The 21,033-nt window shown below is 64.0% G+C and carries 21 protein-coding genes; 14 read left to right on the top strand and 7 right to left on the bottom strand.

The window, feature by feature from the left end; all coding sequences use genetic code 11:
* The first annotated feature begins 94 nt into the window (after positions 1-94).
* Complete coding sequence (hemA, locus tag K3752_RS17975; RefSeq protein WP_170461594.1) at positions 95-1,318, top strand: 5-aminolevulinate synthase; 1,224 nt, start codon at positions 95-97, stop codon at positions 1,316-1,318.
* Between the two features lie 58 nt (positions 1,319-1,376).
* Here hemA and K3752_RS17970 read toward each other — a convergent pair whose 3' ends face one another.
* Genes K3752_RS17970 through K3752_RS17945 form a run of 6 tightly spaced genes read right to left on the bottom strand, consistent with a single transcriptional unit; the run spans position 1,377 to position 6,780 of the window.
* Positions 1,377-1,652 (bottom strand): cytochrome C oxidase subunit IV family protein, encoded by a 276-nt coding sequence (locus tag K3752_RS17970; protein WP_260066651.1) that lies wholly within the window; start codon positions 1,650-1,652, stop codon positions 1,377-1,379.
* A 4-nt stretch (positions 1,653-1,656) separates the two neighbouring features.
* On the bottom strand, positions 1,657-2,205 hold the full coding sequence (locus tag K3752_RS17965) for a cytochrome c oxidase subunit 3 (protein WP_260066649.1): 549 nt from the start codon (positions 2,203-2,205) through the stop codon (positions 1,657-1,659).
* Complete coding sequence (locus tag K3752_RS17960) at positions 2,202-4,124, bottom strand: nitric oxide reductase activation protein NorD (protein ID WP_260066648.1); 1,923 nt, start codon at positions 4,122-4,124, stop codon at positions 2,202-2,204. The genes K3752_RS17965 and K3752_RS17960 overlap by 4 nt, the downstream gene beginning before the upstream one ends.
* An 8-nt stretch (positions 4,125-4,132) precedes the next feature.
* Positions 4,133-4,948, bottom strand: coding sequence for a CbbQ/NirQ/NorQ/GpvN family protein (locus tag K3752_RS17955; RefSeq protein ID WP_409233628.1), 816 nt, complete (start codon positions 4,946-4,948; stop codon positions 4,133-4,135).
* Positions 4,948-6,315, bottom strand: coding sequence for a cbb3-type cytochrome c oxidase subunit I (locus tag K3752_RS17950; protein WP_170457580.1), 1,368 nt, complete (start codon positions 6,313-6,315; stop codon positions 4,948-4,950). The genes K3752_RS17955 and K3752_RS17950 overlap by 1 nt, the downstream gene beginning before the upstream one ends.
* Before the next feature lie 15 nt (positions 6,316-6,330).
* Positions 6,331-6,780, bottom strand: a complete 450-nt coding sequence (locus K3752_RS17945) for a cytochrome c (protein ID WP_005977183.1) — start codon at positions 6,778-6,780, stop codon at positions 6,331-6,333.
* A 244-nt stretch (positions 6,781-7,024) separates the two neighbouring features.
* Between K3752_RS17945 and K3752_RS17940 the strand changes: the two genes are divergently transcribed.
* Positions 7,025-8,131 carry a Hint domain-containing protein gene (locus K3752_RS17940; RefSeq protein ID WP_260066646.1) on the top strand — a complete coding sequence of 369 codons (1,107 nt, stop codon included), beginning with the start codon at positions 7,025-7,027 and terminating at the stop codon, positions 8,129-8,131.
* 5 nt (positions 8,132-8,136) lie between these two features.
* Here the strand turns inward: K3752_RS17940 and K3752_RS17935 are convergent, their stop codons facing one another.
* Positions 8,137-9,330 carry an NnrS family protein gene (locus K3752_RS17935; protein ID WP_170452722.1) on the bottom strand — a complete coding sequence of 398 codons (1,194 nt, stop codon included), beginning with the start codon at positions 9,328-9,330 and terminating at the stop codon, positions 8,137-8,139.
* A gap of 233 nt (positions 9,331-9,563) precedes the next feature.
* On the opposite strand from K3752_RS17935, the gene K3752_RS17930 reads away from it, so the two are divergent.
* From K3752_RS17930 to K3752_RS17875, 12 genes are all read left to right on the top strand, one after another.
* Entirely contained in the window at positions 9,564-11,240 is a 1,677-nt protein-coding gene (locus K3752_RS17930; protein WP_170359698.1) for a cytochrome D1 domain-containing protein, read from the top strand.
* Between the two features lie 145 nt (positions 11,241-11,385).
* Positions 11,386-13,173, top strand: coding sequence for a NapC/NirT family cytochrome c (locus K3752_RS17925; protein ID WP_260066644.1), 1,788 nt, complete (start codon positions 11,386-11,388; stop codon positions 13,171-13,173).
* A 54-nt stretch (positions 13,174-13,227) separates the two neighbouring features.
* Positions 13,228-13,635: a plastocyanin/azurin family copper-binding protein gene (locus tag K3752_RS17920; RefSeq protein WP_170529798.1), complete on the top strand. Its 408-nt coding sequence runs from the start codon at positions 13,228-13,230 to the stop codon at positions 13,633-13,635.
* A 213-nt stretch (positions 13,636-13,848) separates the two neighbouring features.
* Entirely contained in the window at positions 13,849-14,610 is a 762-nt protein-coding gene (gene cobA / locus K3752_RS17915) for a uroporphyrinogen-III C-methyltransferase (protein ID WP_170529797.1), read from the top strand.
* Complete coding sequence (locus K3752_RS17910; protein ID WP_170391604.1) at positions 14,603-14,953, top strand: cytochrome c; 351 nt, start codon at positions 14,603-14,605, stop codon at positions 14,951-14,953. Before cobA ends, K3752_RS17910 begins: the two co-directional genes overlap by 8 nt.
* Entirely contained in the window at positions 14,950-16,098 is a 1,149-nt protein-coding gene (locus K3752_RS17905) for a cytochrome D1 domain-containing protein (RefSeq protein ID WP_170529796.1), read from the top strand. The genes K3752_RS17910 and K3752_RS17905 overlap by 4 nt, the downstream gene beginning before the upstream one ends.
* Positions 16,099-16,101: 3 nt before the next feature.
* A complete protein-coding gene (locus K3752_RS17900) occupies positions 16,102-17,091 on the top strand; it encodes an AsnC family transcriptional regulator (protein WP_260066640.1) in 990 nt (329 codons plus the stop codon).
* Complete coding sequence (locus K3752_RS17895) at positions 17,088-17,540, top strand: Lrp/AsnC family transcriptional regulator (protein ID WP_260066638.1); 453 nt, start codon at positions 17,088-17,090, stop codon at positions 17,538-17,540. The genes K3752_RS17900 and K3752_RS17895 overlap by 4 nt, the downstream gene beginning before the upstream one ends.
* Positions 17,537-18,019 carry an AsnC family transcriptional regulator gene (locus K3752_RS17890; RefSeq protein WP_170596345.1) on the top strand — a complete coding sequence of 161 codons (483 nt, stop codon included), beginning with the start codon at positions 17,537-17,539 and terminating at the stop codon, positions 18,017-18,019. Before K3752_RS17895 ends, K3752_RS17890 begins: the two co-directional genes overlap by 4 nt.
* Before the next feature lie 5 nt (positions 18,020-18,024).
* Entirely contained in the window at positions 18,025-19,239 is a 1,215-nt protein-coding gene (gene nirJ, locus K3752_RS17885) for a heme d1 biosynthesis radical SAM protein NirJ (RefSeq protein ID WP_170457573.1), read from the top strand.
* Positions 19,214-20,767: a nitrite reductase gene (locus tag K3752_RS17880; RefSeq protein WP_260066635.1), complete on the top strand. Its 1,554-nt coding sequence runs from the start codon at positions 19,214-19,216 to the stop codon at positions 20,765-20,767. The genes nirJ and K3752_RS17880 overlap by 26 nt, the downstream gene beginning before the upstream one ends.
* A complete protein-coding gene (locus K3752_RS17875) occupies positions 20,724-20,987 on the top strand; it encodes a hypothetical protein (RefSeq protein ID WP_093963201.1) in 264 nt (87 codons plus the stop codon). The genes K3752_RS17880 and K3752_RS17875 overlap by 44 nt, the downstream gene beginning before the upstream one ends.
* Positions 20,988-21,033: the final 46 nt, after the last annotated feature.

Raw genomic sequence — 21,033 nt, 5'->3', positions numbered from 1 at the left:
CTTTTCCCGGCGTCGCTTGACTATTGTCATGTTCCCGGCGTGCGCGCACCCATAGTCTGCCCGCCAACAGCCAGTTTTCCGGGGAGATCGAGACATGGATTACGAGCGTTTCTTCAGCCAGAGCCTCAGCGACCTGAAGGCCGAGGGCAACTATCGTGTCTTCATCGACCTGCAGCGCAAATGCGGCGCCTTCCCCAATGCCCGCCAGACCGATGGCGCGGCGGCACGGGACGTGCGCATCTGGTGTTCGAACGACTATCTGGGCATGGGCCAGCACCCGTCGGTTCTGGCGGCAATGCATGATGCGCTGGACCGCTGCGGCGCCGGTGCGGGCGGCACCCGCAACATTTCCGGCACCACCCACGACCACGTCCTGCTGGAGCAGGAACTGGCCGACCTGCACGGGAAAGAGGCGGCGCTGCTGTTCACCTCCGGCTACGTCTCAAACTGGGCCGCGCTGGGGACGCTGGCGGCAAAGATCCCAGGCCTGATCGTGTTCTCGGACGCGCTGAACCATGCCTCGATGATCGAGGGCATCCGCCATTCGCGGGCGCAGAAGGTGATCTGGAAGCACAACGATCTGGACGACCTGCGCGCCAAGCTGGCCGCCGCCGACCCCGAGGCGCCCAAGATGATCGCCTTTGAATCGGTCTATTCGATGGATGGCGACATCGCGCCGATCAAGGAAATCTGCGACCTGGCCGATGAATTCGGCGCCATGACCTATCTGGACGAGGTCCATGCCGTCGGCCTCTACGGCCCGCGCGGCGGCGGCATCGCCGAACGCGAGGGTCTGATGGACCGCCTGACCGTGATCGAGGGCACGCTGGGCAAGGCCTTCGGCGTGGTGGGCGGCTATATCGCCGCGTCGGCCGCGCTGTGCGATTTCGTGCGCAGCTTTGCCAGCGGCTTCATCTTCACCACCGCCCTGCCCCCGGCAATCGCCGCCGGTGCGGCGGCCTCGATCCGGCATCTGAAGCAATCGAATGCGGAACGCGACCTGCAGAAGGCGCGCGTGGCCCAGGTGCGCGCCCGGCTCGACGCCGAGGGCATCCCGCATCTGCCCAACCCCAGCCACATCATCCCGGTGATGGTCGGCGACCCGGTCAAGTGCAAGTTCATCTCTGACACGCTGCTGGAGGAGTTCGGCATCTACATCCAGCCGATCAACTATCCCACCGTACCCAAAGGAACCGAGCGGCTGCGCATCACGCCCTCGCCCGTGCATACCGATGCGGATATCGACCATCTGGTCGGCGCGCTGTCGGCGCTGTGGCAGCGGTGCCAGATCGCCCGGATGCCGATGGCCGCGCAATAGATTTCTGTCCCTGAACTGGCAAGCCGCCGTGCCCCTGTGCGCGGCGGTTCTTTTTGCCTCAAACCAGGTAGAGCGCGAAGATCAGTGCCGCAAAGCTGCTCAGCACCAGCGTGAAGCCCCGCAGCCAGGCCGGGCTGCGTTCAAGGTCGAGATACCGCGCCAGGATGATGCGGGCCTTGAACAAGGCCAGGAGCAGGATGCCGCCCCCGACCAGCCGGGGCCCAACGGGCACGAGGGTCAGCAGGGCCGAGGCCAGGCTGAGCGCGATCAGGCTGGCCCAGGCGCGGGTCATGCGATCCGCATGGGTGTCTCGGGCAAAGAAAAACCTCGGCATCGCGTCACCCCAGCAGGTAGATCACCGGAAACAGCAGGACCCAGACCAGATCGACCATGTGCCAGAACTGGCCCCCCGCCTCGATATTGCGGGGATCGTCGCGCCAGGCGACCAGCAGCAGAATGGTGACCCCGGCCAGCACATGCGCGGCGTGAAACCCGGTGAGAAGGTAATAGAACAGGAAAAACGGGTGGGTCTCATAGCTGATGCCTTGCGCGGCCTTGCCGGCATATTCCGCGCCCTTGATGATCAGGAAAACCACGCCCAGCAGGGCCGCACCGATCAGGGCCAACCGCGCTGCGCCGCGGCGCGCGGCCTGTCGCCAGCGCAGGGCCCGCGCCGCCAGAAAGCCCGAGGTGACTAGAACCCCCGTATTGAGCGCGGCCCCGGTGCGGTAGAGATGTGATTGCGCCTCGGCAAAGCCTGCCGGGTCGGTCAGGCGGACGCCCATGAAGGCGACCAGCCCGGCCCCGAACACCAGCAGTTCCGAGACGATCAGAACCCACATCAGCAGTTCGCCGGGCAGCTCGTCGATCAGGGAAGTATCGCTCATGCGCCGACCAGTTGGCGATAGATCTGCGGCAGGGCCATGGTCAGGCGGTTGGGGTCGGGGATCACCGCGAACCCGCCCTGCCCGAACATGCGCGGGAACCAGCTTTTGCCTGTCTTGTCGATGGTCACGCCAAAGACCGACTGCCCCGCCCGGCGCGCCTCGCGCACGGCCATGCAGGTGTCTTCGATGCCGTGGCGGCCCTCGTAGTGGTCCAGATCATTGGGCTTGCCATCGGTGATCACCAGCAGCAGCCGGCGTTTGCGCGCCTGCGCCGCCAGATCGGCCGAGGCATGACGGATCGCCGCCCCCAGCCGCGTGTAATGGCCCGGCCGCAGAGACGCGATGCGCTGCTCCACGGTTCCGGTCATGGGCTCATTGAACTTTTTGCAGCGCTGCACGTAGACCCGCTGGCGTTTCAGCGAACTGAAGGCGTGAATGGCGAAATCGTCGCCGCAGGCGTTCAGACCCCAGGCCAGCGCCGCCAGTGCCTCGCGTTCGATATCGATCACCGCACGCCCCGCGACCGCGCTTTCGGTCGAGCGGCTTATGTCCAGCAGGATCGACACCGCCAGGTCGCGCGCTTCGGGCCGGGATTGCATCCAGATGCGCTCATTGCCCTCGCCATTGGCGTGGCGGTCCACGGCGCTGCGCACGGCGGCCTCGATGTCCAGCTGGTCGCCGTCCAGATGGCTGCGGGTCATCACCCGGCCCGGGCGCAGCGCCTCGAACTGGCGTTTGACGGCGCGGATGCGGCGGGCGGTGGCCGGGTCCTTGCCGAACTCGGCGGCATCCTCGCGAATCTCGGCATCCGAGGTCAGAACGTTGGCGTGATCGGGCAGATACTGCCCCGTGCGCACATCCCATTCCGGGTACAGCACACGTCCCGAAAGGCGCTCGCGGTTCACGTCCTCGGGTGCCAGATCGAGATGCAGCTTCAGCCGCGTCGGCGGCGCCTTCGATATCTGGCCCAGCCCGATCTCGTCCTGATCATCGGCGGCCTTTTTCGCGTTGTCCGGGTCGTCATCGTCGATGCGGCGGTTGAGATTGAGGAATTCGGCCCAGCTGAGGATCGCTTCGAACTTGTGCAGGATCAGGCTGTCCTGCCGCTCGGCCTGATCGGATTTGCGCCGGCGGGCGCGGTGGGTCTTTTCCCCCGATTCCTCGGGTGGACCGTCGGTATCTCGGCTTTCGACCTCGGTGTGTTCGGAAAAGGCGACCGCGCGCAGTTCGGGCCACAGCGGCACCGGGCGAAACGGCTGGTACCCGCGCGGGGCGGCCACGTCGTCACCCAGGGCGTCGTAGGCCCGGGCGCGGGCGGACAGGGGGGCCGGGTCGCCCAGCATCCGGCGGATCAGGTCCTCGACGGCGGCCTCGGCCGGGGGCAGGCCGGGCAGGTCGCGCTGATACAGCACGCCCTTGCACAGCTCGGTGTAAAGCGGGCGCAGGCCCGGCGCGTCCTCGAGCGTGTCGGCGACCATCGCGCGGGCCGCCTGCAGGGCGCGGATGTCGGCGCGCAGAGGATCGTCCTCGTCGATGCGGGTTCCGGCATGGGCCGCCACCGCCGCCAGCCAGACATAAAGCGCGCCGTTGGCTTCGCGCGCGGGAAACACCGCCAGCCGGTCGGGCAGGCGCAGGACCTCGCCGTCGAAACTGGCGCGCGGGATCAGTTCGGCCTCGGTGGCCAGCTTGCGCCGCCAGCCTAGCCGGTGGCGCGAGAGCTCGGGCGAAACCGGGCGCAGCTCGACGCCCGGACTGCCCCCAAGCCCCCGGAAAAGAACGGCCAGCCGCCCCGCGACCTGCGACAGGTCGACCGCGGCTCCTTCGTGCACCTCTGGTGCATCAAGGCGGCTGGCAAGGGTGTGCCACAGTTTCCCGATGGTTTCTTCGGGTTCCCATGGCTCAAAGTCGATCCTGACCATCGCCGGCCTCACCCAAAGACGGCGGTGACAAGATCGAGGAGCCCGCGTTTGATATCCTCGTCATCAGTCAGAGGTTCGATCATGGCGGCAAGGATGGCGCGGTCGGTGGACATGCCCTGCGCGATCAGAGTCGCGGCATAGACGACCAGGCGGGTGGATACGCCTTCCTCGAGGTCCTGACCCTTGAGCCCGCGCAGCTTGCCCGCCAGCCGCACCAGCGGCTTGCAGCGCTCCAGCGGCAGACCGCTTTCCTGCGCGACCACCTCGGCCTCCATCTGAGGCGAGGGGAAGTCGAATTCCAGCGAGATGAACCGTTGCCGGGTCGAGGGTTTGAGGGTTTTCAGAATGTTCTGATAGCCGGGGTTGTAGGAGGCCACCAGCATGAAGCCGGTCGCGGCCTCAAGCTCTTCCCCGGTGCGATCGATCGGCAGGATGCGCCGGTCGTCGGTCAGCGGGTGCAGCACCACGGTCACGTCCTTGCGCGCCTCGACCACCTCGTCCAGGTAACAGATCGCGCCCTCGCGCACCGCGCGGGTCAGGGGACCATCGACCCAGACGGTCTCGCCGCCTTTCAGCAGGTAGCGCCCGATCAGGTCGGCGGCGGCCAGGTCGTCGTGGCAGGCCACGGTATAGAGCGGCCGACCCAGACTGGCGGCCATATGGGACACGAAGCGGGTCTTGCCGCAACCTGTCGGGCCTTTCAGCAGGACCGGCAGCTTGTTGGTATAGGCGGCGGCGAACACGTCGCATTCGTCGCCCTGGGGCAGGTAGAAGGGGGCGTCTGCCGCCCCCGTTCCCAGTTTCATGGAGCCGTCCATATTCATCACTCCGCCGGGGTTTCCGCGACGCCGGGTTCGATGACCTCTTTGCGCGGAACCCAGATCGAGTAGATGAACAGCAGCGCACCGATGACCACGACCAGACCGGAGCCGAAGCGCATCCAGTAGAAGATCGCGACCTGATCCTGCACATCCATGTAGTAGTCACCCACCACGCGCTGCATATGCGTCTGGACGGTGCCGGCAAAGGTCAGCACGAAGGTCATGAAGACCATGCCGCCGGTCATCAGCCAGAACGAGGCCATGTTCAGCACCTGGTTGTAGGGATCGCGGTTCTTCAGGATCGGCATCGCATAGGTGAAGATCGCCAGGTTGAGGCAGACATAGGCGCCGTAGAAGGCCAGGTGCCCATGGGCCGCGGTGATCTGCGTGCCGTGGGTGTAGTAGTTCACCCCGTGCAGCGTGTGCAGGAAGCCCCAGACACCGGCGCCGAAGAAGGCCAGCGTGGCACAGCCCAGCGACCACAGCAGCGCGGCCTTGTTGGGGTGGTCCCGACGGCCTTTCCAGACCATGACGAAGGCAAAGGCCATCATCGCAAAGAACGGGATCACCTCGAGGCTCGAGAAGATCGACCCGATCCACTGCCAGTACCCCGGCGTGCCGATCCAGTAATAGTGGTGGCCGGTGCCCAGAATGCCCGAGAACAGCGCGGCGGCGACGATGACATACAGCCATTTCTCGACCACTTCGCGGTCAACGCCGGTCAGCTTGAGCATCAGGTAGGCCAGGATCGAGGCCATGATCAGCTCCCACACACCTTCGACCCACAGGTGGACGACATACCACCAGTACTGCTTGTCGAGGCTCAGGTTGCCCGGGTTGTAGAAGGCGAACAGGAACAGCAGCGCCAGACCCCACAGGCCCAGCAGCAGGATGTTGGTAATGGCCGTCTTCTTGCCCTTCAGAACGGTCATCGACACGTTGTAGAGGAAGATCAGAGCCGCCACGACGATGCCGGCCTTGACCCATTTGGGTTGTTCAAGGAACTCGCGCCCCTCTTTGCCCAGCAGCCAGTTGCCTTCGAACAGGTTGAAGACATAGGTCAGCACCACACCCAGCGTACCCAGGATCAGGATCGCCAGCTGGATATAGGCCAGCTTGGTCGAGTGGATCTCGCGCTCGGCCTCTTCGGGGATCAGGAAATAGGCCGCGCCGAAAAAGCCGGTGATCAGCCACACGATCAGCGCGTTGGTGTGCAGCATCCGCACGATGTTGAACGGCAGAAGCTCGCTCAGAAAGTTGGGGGATACATAGATCCAGCCGGCCAGCAGACCGCCGATCACCTGGATCGCGAACAGGCCCATTGCGAATGCGAAATAGGCATAGGCCACTTTTTGGGATTCGTATTTCATTGCTCCGTTCCCTTCTCAGCCCGCGTCATTCGGGGGCCAGTCCTGAGCGTCGATGTTGTCCGTCCAGATCAGGAAGTTCGCCAGATCACGGATCTCTTCGTCGCTGAGGTTGAACCTTGGCATCTGCCGGCGACCGGGAATGCCGGTGGGTTGCGCCTCCATCCAGCCCTTGAGGGATTCAAAGGCCGATTCCGGGTCGTCCAGAACGCCCCAGCGGGTCATCACGTTGGCGACCTCGGGGGCGAAATAGGCACCCTCACCCATGATCGAGTGACAATTGATGCAGGCGTGTTTTTCCCAGACGTGTTTGCCCCGGATCACGCTCTCATCCAGCTTCGCCGAGTTCGGCGAATTGACGATGTACAGGTGTGAGTGGGCCGACAGGGCCAGAAAGATTAAGATGAAGAACAATGACCCGCCATAGAATATGTTGCGGGCCATGCTCTTGGTCATGACTTCTCGCATTGCGCTCTCCTTTGCGCCGCTTTGCTGGTGGAGGGACAATGGCGAGATGGGCGGTTTGCCGCCTTAACGAAAGTCAAGACTCCGTCCTGGCGCGCGGCCAATAGGCTACATTCCCTTAAAATAAGCGTGAAATGCCCCGAAATCGCCTTGAACCGCGTATATCAGAGTGCGAAGTCAGATGGAGTTTCCGGGTCCGTGATGTGCTGTTCCGGTGTCTTTGATTGAGCGAGTGAACGAGTAAGAGATGGCGAACTATTCCTATATCGGCTACGCGCCAGGGGTGATTTCACTTAGTTTTACCGGGTTTAACTCCGGTACCATCACTCTGAGTTCAGGCTATGATCCGAACACCGATCGCCGGGTATTTGACGTAACCGACGCGGCCGGTGGAACGCTCGTGAACGGAGATCCGGACAACGGAACTGATTTCAACGGCGACCGTTTCAACAACGAAGTCGGCGATGACCTGACACAGACAGGCGTCGTCACCAGCCTTGACGGATCAACCACCTTTGATTCCGGCGCTATCTATCTGGAAGAATCCTATGCCCTGACCAAACCGGGCGGCGGTACGATCGATGTTTTCCGGGTCGAGGTTGAAGGAAATCTTGTCGGATACATCACGTCCGAACCTTTGGTACCCGGTACCGCCTATTCCTTCATTCGTTCGAATGTGACCCCTTCAAACGCTCCGGACACCACCGATCCCACAGCCATTGTCGACGTGCCCTGTTTTACCGCCGGTACGCTGATCGAAACACCCACCGGCGCCAAGGCGATAGAAGATCTGGCCGAAGGCGATCTGGTGCTGACGCTCGATCACGGCCCGCAACCGATTCGCTGGGTCGGCTCGCGCATCCTGACGTCGGTCGATTTGCAGGCCAACCCACGCCTGCGTCCGATCTGTGTATCAGCCGGAGCGCTGGGGGCGGGTCTACCGCGGCGCGACCTGCGGGTCTCTCCGCAGCACCGGATGCTGGTTCGCTCGGCGATTGCCGTGCGCATGTTCGACGCCCAAGAGGTGCTGATCCCAGCCCACAAGCTGGTCGGCGTTCCCGGCGTTCATGCCGATGAAACCGTCAGCAGCGTGACGTACTACCACATTCTGTTCGACCGCCATGAAATCGTGACCGCCGAAGGGGCTCCGTCGGAAAGCCTGTACACCGGGCCCGAAGCACTCAAAAGCATTGGCCGCGATGCCCGAGACGAGATATTCGAGATTTTCCCCGAGCTTGACGACCCGGATCATGTCCCGATCGCCGCTCGGCCCATTCCCGAAACCGGCAAGCGTGCGCGGCACATGATCCATCGGCATGTCAAAAACGCGCGACCTTTGATCGACCGGGCCTGAGCCGCTCAGGACGGTACCGCACGCGGACCCACCAAGGCCGGCCACATCGCCACCACATACAGCGCCATCGCGCTGATCCACAGCCCGTCGGCAACCAGCATGGCAGTCAAGAATTGCGCGTCCAACCCGGACCCAATCCAGCGCAGAATCGCAGCCAGAGCCATAGCTCCGTAGGCGACGACCACCGGCGCGGGGGCGACCAGCGCCCGTCCGCTATGGCCAAGCGCCGCGCGGCTCATGACCGCCAGCGTCATGCCACCGACGCAGCCGATGCCCAACACATGCAGCGCACCAAGTTCACTGCCGAGGCCCAACAAGCCCATTCCCCACAGAACCAGTCCAAGGCCCAGCATCCCCAAGGCCAGATGCAGCGCAAACAGAATCGGCTGCCGGACAGCCCAAGCCCCCCGCCAACCTGACAGGCGCAAGCCCTGTATCGCTCCGAGGACCAGCGCCAAAATCGCGACCGCGTGCCCGGCCCCGAAGATCAGCATCACAGCGGGCAGCAGCAGGGCCAGCACCATGTTGCTTTTTTCCATCCAATCGCGACTGACAGGCCACTCAGCTTCGGGCACGCCTGCGCGCTTCATTGCGTTGCGCGTAAAGGCCGGAGTGATCCGACCACCCAGAATGGAGATCATGGAACACAAGGCCAGCAGTCCTGTACGCAGACCGACATCGAGGGTTCCGACCGTCACACCGATCCAGTCCAGATGGGTCAACAGGTTGGACACCCAGATGTAGGCCAGCAACAGAAGAAAGATCATGTTCTGCGGTTTTGGTCGCCGGATCAGCTGGGTGGCGATCTTGGCCGCAAGAACCGGCACGAAGGCGAGATCGAGCACCGCGACAATCACCGGGTCGATCACACCCGAAAACCACAGCGCCACGCGCCCGGCCAACCACAGCGCCGCTGCAGCGGCAATAAACAAACGCCGCGCCTCAGGGGCACCGGTCCAGTTGGGAACGGCGGTCAGAAAGAACCCGCCCAGTGCGGCACTGGCATAGCCGAAAATCATCTCGTGCGCGTGCCACATCGGCGGGCTCATGGCATAGGGCGCCTCGGTCCACATTTCGACCCCGGCCAGCGTTGCCAGCCACCCTCCCCAGGCCAGACCGGCAAACACGCCGTAAAGACCTGCAAACAGAAAAAAGACCCGGAACCCCTCACCCATAACGCGCGTGATTGCCGATGGCATGCCTGCTCTCCTTGGCCAAGCTGTTCGATGGCCAAGCACTAGCAACCGGCGGACCCGCGCCCCTTAACCAAAATCAAGCGTCGGCGAAAACATGACCCCAAAAAGCACTTATTTTCATGGCTTTTTTCCGCGTCATTTCCGTCTGAACACCCCCTCCGTTGACTTTCGTCAAGGAGAAGACGCCCGTCCCGGCGCAGTGTCCGGCCTGCCTCACCAGCAAACGGAGAGTGATCATGTCACTTGGAATCAGCCATTACACCACCGGCCGCGCCTTCAGGGTCGGTCTGGCCATGTTGTTGGGCAGCGTCGCTGCTCCGACATTCGCCGAAGAGCCAACCCTGAGCGACGAAGCCTTCGAGGCTTCGAAACAGCTCTACTTCGAACAATGTGCCGGCTGCCACGGCGTGCTGCGCAAGGGCGCCACCGGCAAGAACCTCGAGCCACACTGGAAGAAAACCGCAGCCGACGGCACCGTGACCGAAGGCGGCACCTTGCAACTGGGCCAGGAGCGCCTTGAAAAGATCATCGCGTGGGGCACCGAAGGCGGTATGAACAACTTCTCGGACATCATGACCGAGGAGCAGATCCGCGACATGGCGACCTACATCATGATGGACCCGCCCAAGCCGCCGGAAATGTCGCTGGAACAGATGAAGGCGACCCGCAAGGTCTATGTCGAAGAGGCAGACTATCCGACCGAGCCGCTGCACGGTCGCAACTGGGAGAACTTCTTCGTCGTCATCGAACGTGACGTGGGCAAGGTGGCCGTAATCGACGGCGACACCAAAGAGGTGCTGACCCACATCCCCACCGGCTATGCCGTGCACGTTCTGAAAGCGTCCGAACACCATAGCCTGACCGAACCGGAACATCCCGGCCGCTTCTGGTACACCATGGGTCGCGACGGCAAGATGACCAAAATCGACCTCTGGCAGACGCCGGACAAGATGTTGGTCTCTGAGGTCAAGATCGCCTATGACGCCCGCGACGTCGCAGTTTCCGGCGATGGCAAATACGTCATCGGTGGTGGTTACTGGCCGCCGCACTTCGCGATCGTTGACGCCAAAACCATGGAACCGCTCAAGGTCGTTTCGACCCGCGGCGTGAACGTGGACGGCGACTATGTCGAAGAAAGCCGCGTGGCCGCGATCTACACGACACCGAACGAACCGACCTGGATCGTCGCCGTGAAAGAGTTGGGCCAGTTGTGGCAGGTCGATTACACGGACCTCGACAACCTGCGCATCGACAAGATCGACAGCGCCAAGTTCCTGCATGACGGTTTCTTTGACCCGACAGGCCGCTATTTCCAGATCGCCGCGAACGCGTCGAACAAAATGGTGGTCGTCGATACTGAAACCCACAAGCTGGAGGCGATGATCGACACCGCCGCCCTGCCGCACCCCGGACCGGGCGCAAACTGGGTCGATCCGAACTGTGGACCGGTTGCCGGCACGACCCACCTGGGTGTGGGTACCGTGACCGTTTGGGGCAACGACCCCGAAGGCCACCCGGATCAGGCTTGGAAGGTCTGCTACGAAGTGGAGACGGACGGCCCCGGCCTGTTTGTCCGCACCCACCCGAACTCGGACTACATCTGGGCTGACCAGACCAAACACCCCGAGCCGGAAATCCAGCAGTCGGTGCAAGTCATCTCGAAAGAGACCGGCGAGATCGTGAAAACGATCCAGATCACCGAAGACGAAGGCAGTGCCGCCGTTCACTTTGAATTCAATGCCGACGGCACCGAGGTCTGGGTCTCCAAGTGGAACCTGTCGGACTCCAAGGAGCCCAACGGTCAAATCGTGATCTTCGACGCCAAGACGCTCGAAGAGATCGGCCGTATCGACGGGCTCTATGCGCCGACCGGCAAGTTCAACGTCTACAACCGCTCGAACCACGTCACCTGACGGGTTGGCAGCAAGCACAGGAAAGGGCGGGCCCCTCGCCCGCCCTTTCCACGTTTGTCCGCGGCGCCCTGCCCGGCATCCCAACCGCCATTCCAACCGGCCTGAAATCCAAGGCCAGACATGACAGCCAAAACGGAGCCTGGACATGACCCAGTCCGAACCGGAAAAGAAAAAACCGATCTGGCGCCGGTATTTCCTGTGGGGAATGCCCGTGGCCGGCATCGCCGCGGCCTTTGTCGCCGGCATCATCTTCTGGGGCGGGTTCAACACCGCCATGGAAGCCACCAACACCGAGAAATTCTGTGTCTCGTGCCATGAGATGCGCGACTATATCTACACCGAGTACAAGGGAACGATCCATGACGTGAACCGCTCGGGCGTGGGCGCGGTCTGTTCGGACTGCCACGTGCCCAAGGACTGGACGCACAAGATCATCCGCAAGATCAAAGCTTCGAGAGAGCTGTACGGCAAGATGGTCGGCTCGATCAGCACGCCCGAGAAATTCGAGGCCAAGCGCATCCATCTGGCCATGAACGAATGGCAGCGGATGAAAAAGACCGACTCGCGCGAGTGCCGCAACTGCCACGATTTCGAGTCGATGATGCCCGAGTTCCAGAAGCCACGCGCGCGGCAGCAGCACCTGAACGCGATGGAGGTGGGCCAGACCTGCATCGACTGCCACAAGGGTATCGCACACTCGAACATCCGTGACCGCGCACCCGAAGATTTTCTGGAAGAGCTCGAAGCCCCGAACCCGGCCTTCGCCCGTCCGATCCCGCCGGAATACCTGGCCAGCCTGGAGCGGATCGAAGCCAAGGAGGCCGCCGAGGCCGAAGCCGAGAAAGCCGCCCGCAAAGCCCAGCAGGAGGCGGTGCAGGCGCAGATCGCTGCAGCGGTCGACACCGCCTTGGCCGAGGAACGCGCCAAGGCCGATGGCACAGCAACCGACGCCGCGGCCTCGGGCGGCAGCGACGTTGGTGGCAACATCGACTGGAACGCCGTGGCCAGCACCGATCTGAAACTGTTCTATCCGGGACAGGCTTCGTTCGAATGGGTGCAGAACGGCAAGACCCACGGTGGCGCACGCCCTCTGACCAAGGGTGGCGACCAGTGCTCGACCTGCCACGCCAAGGAGCTGGACGCGATCGGCAACAAGATCGTCGCTGGCGGTGATCTCGAACCGACCCCCATCCCCGGCAAGCGCGGGGTGATCGACGCTACGGTTCAGGCCGCGCATGACGACGAAAACCTGTATATCCGGCTGCAATGGGCGGATGCGGGCCACAATCCCGTGCCCTTCGTCGACGGCGGCAAGATGGACCCGGACAACCCGATCAAGGTCGCCATGATGATCACCGGCACCGGGATCGAGCTGGGCGAACAGGTGGGGTGCTGGGCCTCGTGCCACGCCGACAACACCTATATGCCCTTTGCGCCCGATGCCGAAACCATCGCCGCCAACCCGGACGTGGCCGCACGCCTGACGGCCAAGGACACCGTCACCAAGTACATCAGCGAAAGCCGCACCGAGGTCGAAGTCAAAGGCCGGCGCGGCAAGCCGCTGGGCGGCTGGGACAAGCTGCAGGCCGAAGAGCAGATCGCGCAATACCTGCAGGACGGCACATTCCTTGACCTGATGCGCGTCTATGCCGACGGCAGCGCCACCAATGGCTATCTGCTGGAACAGCGCGTGGTCAACGATGGCGAGATCTCGGCCTCGGCCAGCCTGTCGGGCGGCATGTGGACGGTGGTGTTCTCGCGGCCGCTGAACTCGGGCGCACCGGGCGACGTGCCGCTGGAGCCGGGCAAGACCTACACGGTGGGCTTTGCCATCCACGATGACCACTCGGCCGCACGGTTCCACCACGTCACGCTGAACACCAGCCTCGCGCTGGATGACGACAGCGCCGACATCAACGTGGTCAAACAGTAACGAAAAGGGGCCGGCGATACGGCCCCTTTTCCACGGCCGAGGAGACACGCGACCATGACGACCAAGCCCCTTCTGACCGCAGTCCTGACCCTAGCGATGGTTCTGCCAGCCCTAGCCGATGAAGCCGACCAGATCTGCGCCGAGGCCGAGGAAAGATATGTCGAACTCTTCGGCGATCCTTCCGACGCCGTGCTGGATGCCGAGGTGGTGCTGATGTACAAGTACCACTTCTGCCCGGCCCAGATCACGGTCAAGCCCGGCACCACGGTGCGCTGGGTCAACGTGGACAAGCGCACCAGCCATTCGGTGCTTTTGAAGGACGGCAGCCAGCCCGAATCCGACCGCATCTTCCCTGAGGAATCGGTCGAGATGACGTTCCTTGAACCCGGCCCGCAGAACTATCTGTGCGGCCCGCATTGGGAAACGCAGAACATGGTCGGCATGGTCACCGTCGAGCCCTGAACGCAGGCAGACATACAGGCAAACTAAAGGAGCGCGGGCGCAAATCCCGCGCTCCTTAACTTATGTCAAGGAGGCCTCTTTGCGAATGCGCCAGTCTGCGGCCATGACACGCCCGGCCATCCCAGCAACGTCCCGATCCGCCGCTCTGTCCGCGCTCGGAACCGACCGGAACACCCGGGTCCCGATGACATTCAGACCAAGCGAGATTGCACCATGAGCGGTAAGGTTTTTCTGATCGGCGCCGGACCCGGAGACCCCGAATTGATGACCCTGCGCGCCTTGCGCATGCTGCGCGAGGCGGATGTGGTGGTCTACGACCGTCTGGTTTCGGAGGAGATCCTGGCCATGCACGCCCCCGGTGCGCGGCTGATCCCCGTGGGCAAGGCGCCCAAATGCCATACCGTGCCGCAGGACCGGATCAACCAGATCCTGCTGGAACAGGCCCGCGCGGGCCACAGGGTTGCCCGCCTCAAGGGGGGCGATCCGATGATCTTTGGCCGCGGCTCGGAAGAGGCGGCGTTTCTGATGGACCATGGCATTGCGGTTGAATACGCGCCCGGCATCACCGCGGCGCAGGGGGCAAGCTGTTCGACCGGCGTGCCGCTGACCCATCGCGGGCTGGCCACCTCGGTTCAATATGTCACCGGCCATCGTCAGGCCGATAAGGTGCTGGACCTCGACTGGAAGCGCCTGGCGGACCCTGACACCACCCTGGTCATCTACATGGGCGTCGCCAATATTGGCCAGATCGCCATGGGCCTGATGACCGAGAACCTGCCGGGAACGACCCCCGTCCTGGCCGTCGGCAAGGCGACAACCCCGGACGAACGCCGCCTTGTCTCGCGTCTGGACCGTGTCACCGCCGACGTGCGCGCGGCCGGTCTGGCCGCCCCTACCCTGTTCATCATCGGCAAGGTCGTATCGCTCTATGCCGAACGGCCGGTTGCCGAATTGCTGGAGCACGCTCATGGCTAGGACTCTGCCCATTGAACCGGCCCGCCGGGACTGGCCCGGGCGCGCGGTCCTGACCGCCGCCGTGCTGGTGGCCACCTCAGCCTTTGCCGCCGACACGCTGGACCCCAACGCGCTGAAGCGTCTGGTGCATCAGGATTGCGGGTCCTGCCACGGCCTGACCCTGAAAGGCGGGCTGGGCCCCGATCTGCGGGCGGGAAACCTGCAGCACTATGACCCCGAAATCCTGACCGGCGTAATCCTGGACGGCATCCCCGACACGGCCATGCCGCCGTGGCGGCCCCTCATCAGCGAGGAAGAGGCCGAATGGATCGCCCGTTATCTGCTGAAACCGGAGGCCCAATGAAACAGTTTGTCCTTGGCCTCGCGGCCTCGTTGCTGATGACCGCAGCCCATGCCGAGCCCACCGCCACCGGAGACCTGGGGCTGGTGATCGAACGGGCCACCGGCTCGGTCCTGCTGGTCGATCAGTCCGACCGTGCCGCGCTGGCCCGGATCGAAGGACTGGGCGATCTGTCCCATGCCTCGCTGGTCTATTCGCCGGATGAACGCTTCGCCTATGTCTTCGGGCGCGACGGCGGGCTGACCAAGGTCGATATCGTGACCCGTCAGATCGCCAAGCGGGTCGTGCAGGCCGGAAACGCCATCGGCGGGGCGATCTCTGACGACGGAACGTTGGTGGCGGTGTCGAACTATGAACCCGGCGGGGTGCGCGTCTTTGACGCCGACACGCTGGATCTGGTGGCCGACATCCCCACCGGCAGCAAGACCATCGGCCTGGTCGATGCGCCCGGCCGCCGTTTCGTGTTCACCATGTGGGATACGGGCGAAACCTGGATCGCCGATTTCGCCCGCGGCACCGACCCGCAAATCACCAAGATCACCGACATCGGCAAAAACCCCTATGACGCGCTGATCACCGCCAATGGCCGCATCTACATCACCGGCCTTTTCGGGCAGGACGGGCTGACCGCGCTGGACCTGTGGGACGAAACGCCCGAACCGATCCGGGTACTGCCCGGATATGGGCGCGGCCAACAAGAGATGCCCGTCTACAAGATGCCCCATCTGGAAGGCTGGGCGCATACGGGCGCCGAATTCGTCTTGCCGGCCGTCGGCCATCACCAGGTGCTCTGGGTCGATGCCGACACACTCACGGAAACCGGGCGCACCCAGACGTATGGCCAGCCCGTCTTTGCCATGGCGCGGCCCGACGGCCGGCAGGTCTGGGTGAACTTCGCCCACCCGCTGAACGACACGATCCAGGTGATCGACACGGTCAGCAAACAGGTCATCCACGAGTTCAAACCCGGCCCGGCGGTGCTGCACATGGAGTTCACCCCGCGTGGGCACGAGGTCTGGATCAGCGTGCGCGATGCCAACAAGATCATGGTCTATGACACCCACAGCTTTGAAAAGCTGCGGGAAATCCCGGCCGACAGCCCCTCGGGCATCTTCTTCACCGCGCGTGCGCACAGAACGGGGCTGTAAGCGATGTGCCATATCACCGACCCGATCGACCGAAGGCTGCTGGATGACTGGCAGCGCGATTTTCCCGTCACGGACCGGCCGTTCCAAGTGCTGGCCGCGGCGCTGGGACTGGATGAGGCCGAAGTGATCGACCGCCTGAACCGCATGCGCGCCGCCGGGCGCATCACCCGCGTCGGCGCGACGGTCGCGCCCGGCGTGGCCTCGGCCAGCACCCTGGCCGCCGTCGCCGCGCCCGAGGAGAAGGTGGAACAGATCGCCGCCCTGATCGACGCCGAACCGGGCGTGAACCACAATTACCAGCGCGAGGATGACTGGAACCTGTGGTTCGTGGCCACCGGCCCCGACCGGGCGCATGTGGATGCCACACTGGCCCGGATCAGCGACCGCACCGGGCTGCGCGTGCTGGATCTGCGTCTGGTCCGCCCGTTCAACGTCGATCTGGGTTTTCGCATGTCCGATTGTTCGCGCCGCGTGCCTCGGCCGCGTACGGTCGACCGGAGCGTTCTGCGGCAAGGCGACCGCGACATCCTGCAGGCGCTCAGCGCGGGGCTGCCGCTGATGGCCGACCCCTATGCGGCGCTGGCCCAATCCCTGAACCGCACTCCTGAGGACGTGATGGATCGCATCCGGGTGTTGCACAAGGCCGGCGTCATCTCGCGCCTGGGGGTCATCGTGCGGCATCGGGCGTTGGGGTGGTCGGCCAACGCCATGGTCGTGTGGGACCTGCCCGCCGACCGGATCGACCACGCGGGCCCCGCACTGGCCGCGCATCCCGGCGTGACCCTGTGCTATGAACGCCAGCCGGTCGAGGGCGTATGGCCCTATCGGCTCTACTCCATGATCCACGCCCGGTCGCGCTCCGAGGCGCGGGGTATCCTGGCCGGCGCCGCCGCCCTGCCCGAACTGGCGGGCGCCGCGCACAAGGTTCTGTTCTCGACCCGGTGCTTCAAACAGACCGGCGCATTGATCAAACCGAAAGAGGCCGCCGCATGACCCCGCTGGACGACACCGACCGCCGCCTACTGAACCGCCTGCAGGAGGACCTGCCGCTGACCCCCCGCCCCTATGCCGACGTGGCGGCCGAACTGGGGATCACCGAACAGGACCTACTGGACCGGCTGGCGCGGATGAAGGCCGACCGGGTCATCACCCGGTTCGGCCCGTTCTTCGACGCCGCCGCCATGGGCGGGGATTTCTGCCTGTGCGCCATGGCGGTGCCCGAGGCCGAGTTTGAAACCGTCCTGACCAAAGTCAATGCGCACCCCGAGGTGGCGCATAATTATGAGCGTACGCACCGGCTGAACATGTGGTTTGTTCTGGCGACCGAAACGCCCGAGGCGATCACCGCCACGACCGACGCGATCGAACGCGAGACGGGACTCACGGTTCACCGGTTCCCGAAACTGCAGGAATTTTTCATCGGCTTCCGGGTGGCAGCATGATCGACGCAACCGACAGACGGATCATCGAGGCGCTCCAGAGCGGGCTGCCCCTGGTGCCCGCGCCATATGCGCAGGTAGCCGGCGACTTGGGTATGCCCGAAACCACCCTGCTGGACCGGCTGGCCGCGCTGAAGGCGCGCGGGGTGATCCGGCGGATCGCCGCCGCCCCCAATCACTACAAGCTGGGCATGACGTCGAACGGCATGACGGTATGGGACGTGCAGGACGACCTGATCGGCGAACTCGGCGCCCATATCGGAGCGCTGCCCTTCGTCACTCATTGCTACGAACGGCCCCGCGCCCTGCCCGACTGGCCCTACAACCTGTTCGCCATGGTTCATGGCAGCGCGCCCGACGAGGTCGAACAGAAACGCGGCCAGATCGCCGCGATTCTCGGATCGGCCTGCCGGGGCAGCGACATCCTCTATTCCACGCGCATCCTGAAGAAAACCGGGCTGCGCCTGAAAGCGAAAGGCTGAGATCGATGTTCCGCCTGACCGAATACATGCAGCAGCTGGTCAACCCGACGCCGGTGCGCAAACGCCGCCCCGGACCGGTGAAACCGGTGGTGATCTGGAACCTAACCCGGCGCTGCAACCTGAAATGCCGCCATTGCTACACCGTGTCTGCGGATGTGGCCTTCCCGGGCGAGCTCAGCCACGAGCAAGCCATGGTCACCCTTGAGGATCTGGGCCAGTTTCGCGTCCCGGCCCTGATCCTCTCGGGCGGGGAGCCATTGGACCGGTTCGATTTCTTCGACATCGCCCGACGCGCGCGTCAGCTGGTGCCGATGCTGGCCCTGTCGACCAACGGGACGCGGATCCACGACGAAACGGCCGACATGATCGCCGATGTGGGCTTCAACTATGTCGGCATCTCGCTCGACGGTATCGGGGCCACGAATGACTGGTTCCGCGGGGTCGAGGGCGCCTTTGATGACGCCCTGCGCGGCGTGCGCGAATGCAAGAAGCGCGGCATCAAGGTGGGCCTGCGGTTCTGCCTGACCGAAGGCACCCAGCACCACCTGCCCGACCTGCTGAAACTGTGCGACGACGAGGGGGTGGACAAGTTCTATCTCTCGCATCTGGTCTATGCCGGGCGCGGCGACAAGAACCGGGGCGAGGACGCGGAACATCAGCGCACCCGGCAGGGGCTCGACCTGTTGCTGAACCGCGCATGGGAGGCCGCCTCGGGCGGACGCCCGCTGGACATCGTGACCGGCAACAACGACGCGGATGCCGGGTATTTCCTGAACTGGGCCGCCGCCCGGTTCGACGCCGATACCGTCGCGCATGTGCGCGAACATCTGGCCCATTGGGGCGGCAATTCCAGCGGTCTGGGCGTGGCCAATATCGACAATCTGGGCCGCGTCCATCCCGATACCTACTGGTCGGACTACACAGTCGGCAACGTCAAGCTCACTCCGTTCTCCGAGCTGTGGTCCGGCGATGACCCGATGCTGGCCCTGCTGCGCACGCGGCCGCGCCCGTTGAAGGGGCGGTGCGGCACCTGCCGGTTGCAGGATGTCTGCGGCGGCAATACCCGCATCCGGGCCCTGCAACTGACCGGCGATCCGTGGGCCGAAGACCCGGCCTGCTACCTGACCAATGACGAAATCGGCGTGGACGGCGCGGGCGAGCGCCTGCAGGTCACGCCTTTCCGGGGGAAAAGCCATGATCCGGCGCATCAGTTCTTTTAAGGCACTCAAATTCGGTACTTTGTGCTCGGTGTTGCTAGCTGGAACGGCTTGGGCGGATGCTCAATCAGATTACGCCGAGCATTGCGCCAGTTGCCATGGCGAGGCCCGGCTGGGCGGCGTCGGTCCGGCGCTGATCCCCGAAACGCTCAAACGCATGCGCGGCCCCCGCGTAGCCGCCGTCATCGCCGAGGGGCGTCCGGCCACCCAAATGCCCGCCTTCGCACACGAACTCGACGCGCTGCAGATCGAGGAACTGGCGGGCTGGCTGAAATCTCCGCTGGAGGTGGACCCCGAATGGGATGCCGAACAGATCATGGCCAGCCGTACTCTGGATGCCGATTACGCACCGGTCGATGCGCCGGTTTGGGACAGCGACCCTATGAACATCACGCTGGTGGTGGAAACCGGCGATCACCATGTCAGCGTTCTGGACGGCGACACGTTCGAGGTTCTGGACCGGTTCGAAACCCCCTTTGCCGTGCATGGCGGCCCCAAGTTCAGCCCCGATGGGCGCTATGTGTTCATCATGTCGCGCGATGGCTGGGTGCAGAAATACGACATTTGGGCGCTGAAACAGGTGGGCCGTATCCGCGCCGGCCTGAACAGCCGCAACATCGCCATGTCGGGCGACGGAAAGTGGCTGGCCGTGGCGAACTATCTGCCCAACAGCCTGACCCTGCTGTCGACCGAGGATCTGTCGGTGGCCAAGGTGGTCGAGGTCAAGGGCAAGCAGGGCAAGCCCAGCCGGGTCTCGGCTGTGTACCAGGCCCCGCCGCGCGAAAGCTTCGTGCTGGCGCTCAAGGACGTGCCCGAGATCTGGGAAGTGTTCTATGGCGACAACCCGCCGCAATTCGGGCTGGGCCATGATTTCCGGATCGAGGGGCAGTTCAAGAACCCCGACCCCTTCCCCGTCCGCAAGATCACCACGCCCGACTATCTGGACGATTTCTTTTTCGACCAGAGCTATGAATACGTCATGGGCGCGTCGCGCGATGGCAAGGGCGGTCAGGTGATCGACCTCGTGATCGGGCAGAAAGTAGCGGATCTGGACCTGCCCGGCATGCCGCATCTGGGCTCGGGCATCACCTGGCAGCGCGATGGCACCACGGTGATGGCCACGCCGCACCTGACCGAAGGCACCATCTCGGTCATCGACATGAGCACTTGGGAAACGATCAAGCGGATCGAGACCGAAGGCCCGGGCTTTTTTATGCGCAGCCACGAGAACTCGCCCTATGTCTGGGCCGACGTGTTCTTTGGCCCCAACAAGGATGCGATGCATGTGATCGACAAGCAGAGCCTCGAGATCTTCAAAACCCTGCGGCCCGCGCCGGGCAAGACCGTGGCGCATGTGGAATTCACCCGCGACGGCACCCATGCGCTGGTGTCGATCTGGGAGGATGACGGCGCGGTGATCGTCTATGACGCGCAGACGCTCGAAGAGATCAAACGCCTGCCGATGCGCAAACCTTCGGGGAAATACAATGTCTGGAACAAGATCACCTTCTCGGAAGGCACCAGCCACTGACGGGCGCTGGCCGGTCTGGAAACTGGCCATTCTGTTGTATCCGGCGACGGCGCTGACCGTCGCCATCAACCTGTTTCTGGCCGGGTTGATCGCCCATGCGCTGGGGTTCGGCGCAGTTACACCGGTGGCCGCGCTGATCTGGTGTGTGCCCCTTGGGGTTCCGGCCAGCTGGCTGGCGGGGCGCTGGGTGCGGCGGCTGATGGATGAGGCCGACGGCTGATCCCGAGCGAACTGCCCAGGGCCGAAGTGCCATTTTTTTGACCACC

Source organism: Ruegeria sp. B32 (assembly GCF_025141855.1).
In the GTDB taxonomy this organism is placed as follows: domain Bacteria; phylum Pseudomonadota; class Alphaproteobacteria; order Rhodobacterales; family Rhodobacteraceae; genus Ruegeria; species Ruegeria arenilitoris.
The sequence above is the reverse complement of the archived record's forward strand: the minus strand, read 5'-3'. Positions and strand labels throughout refer to the sequence as shown.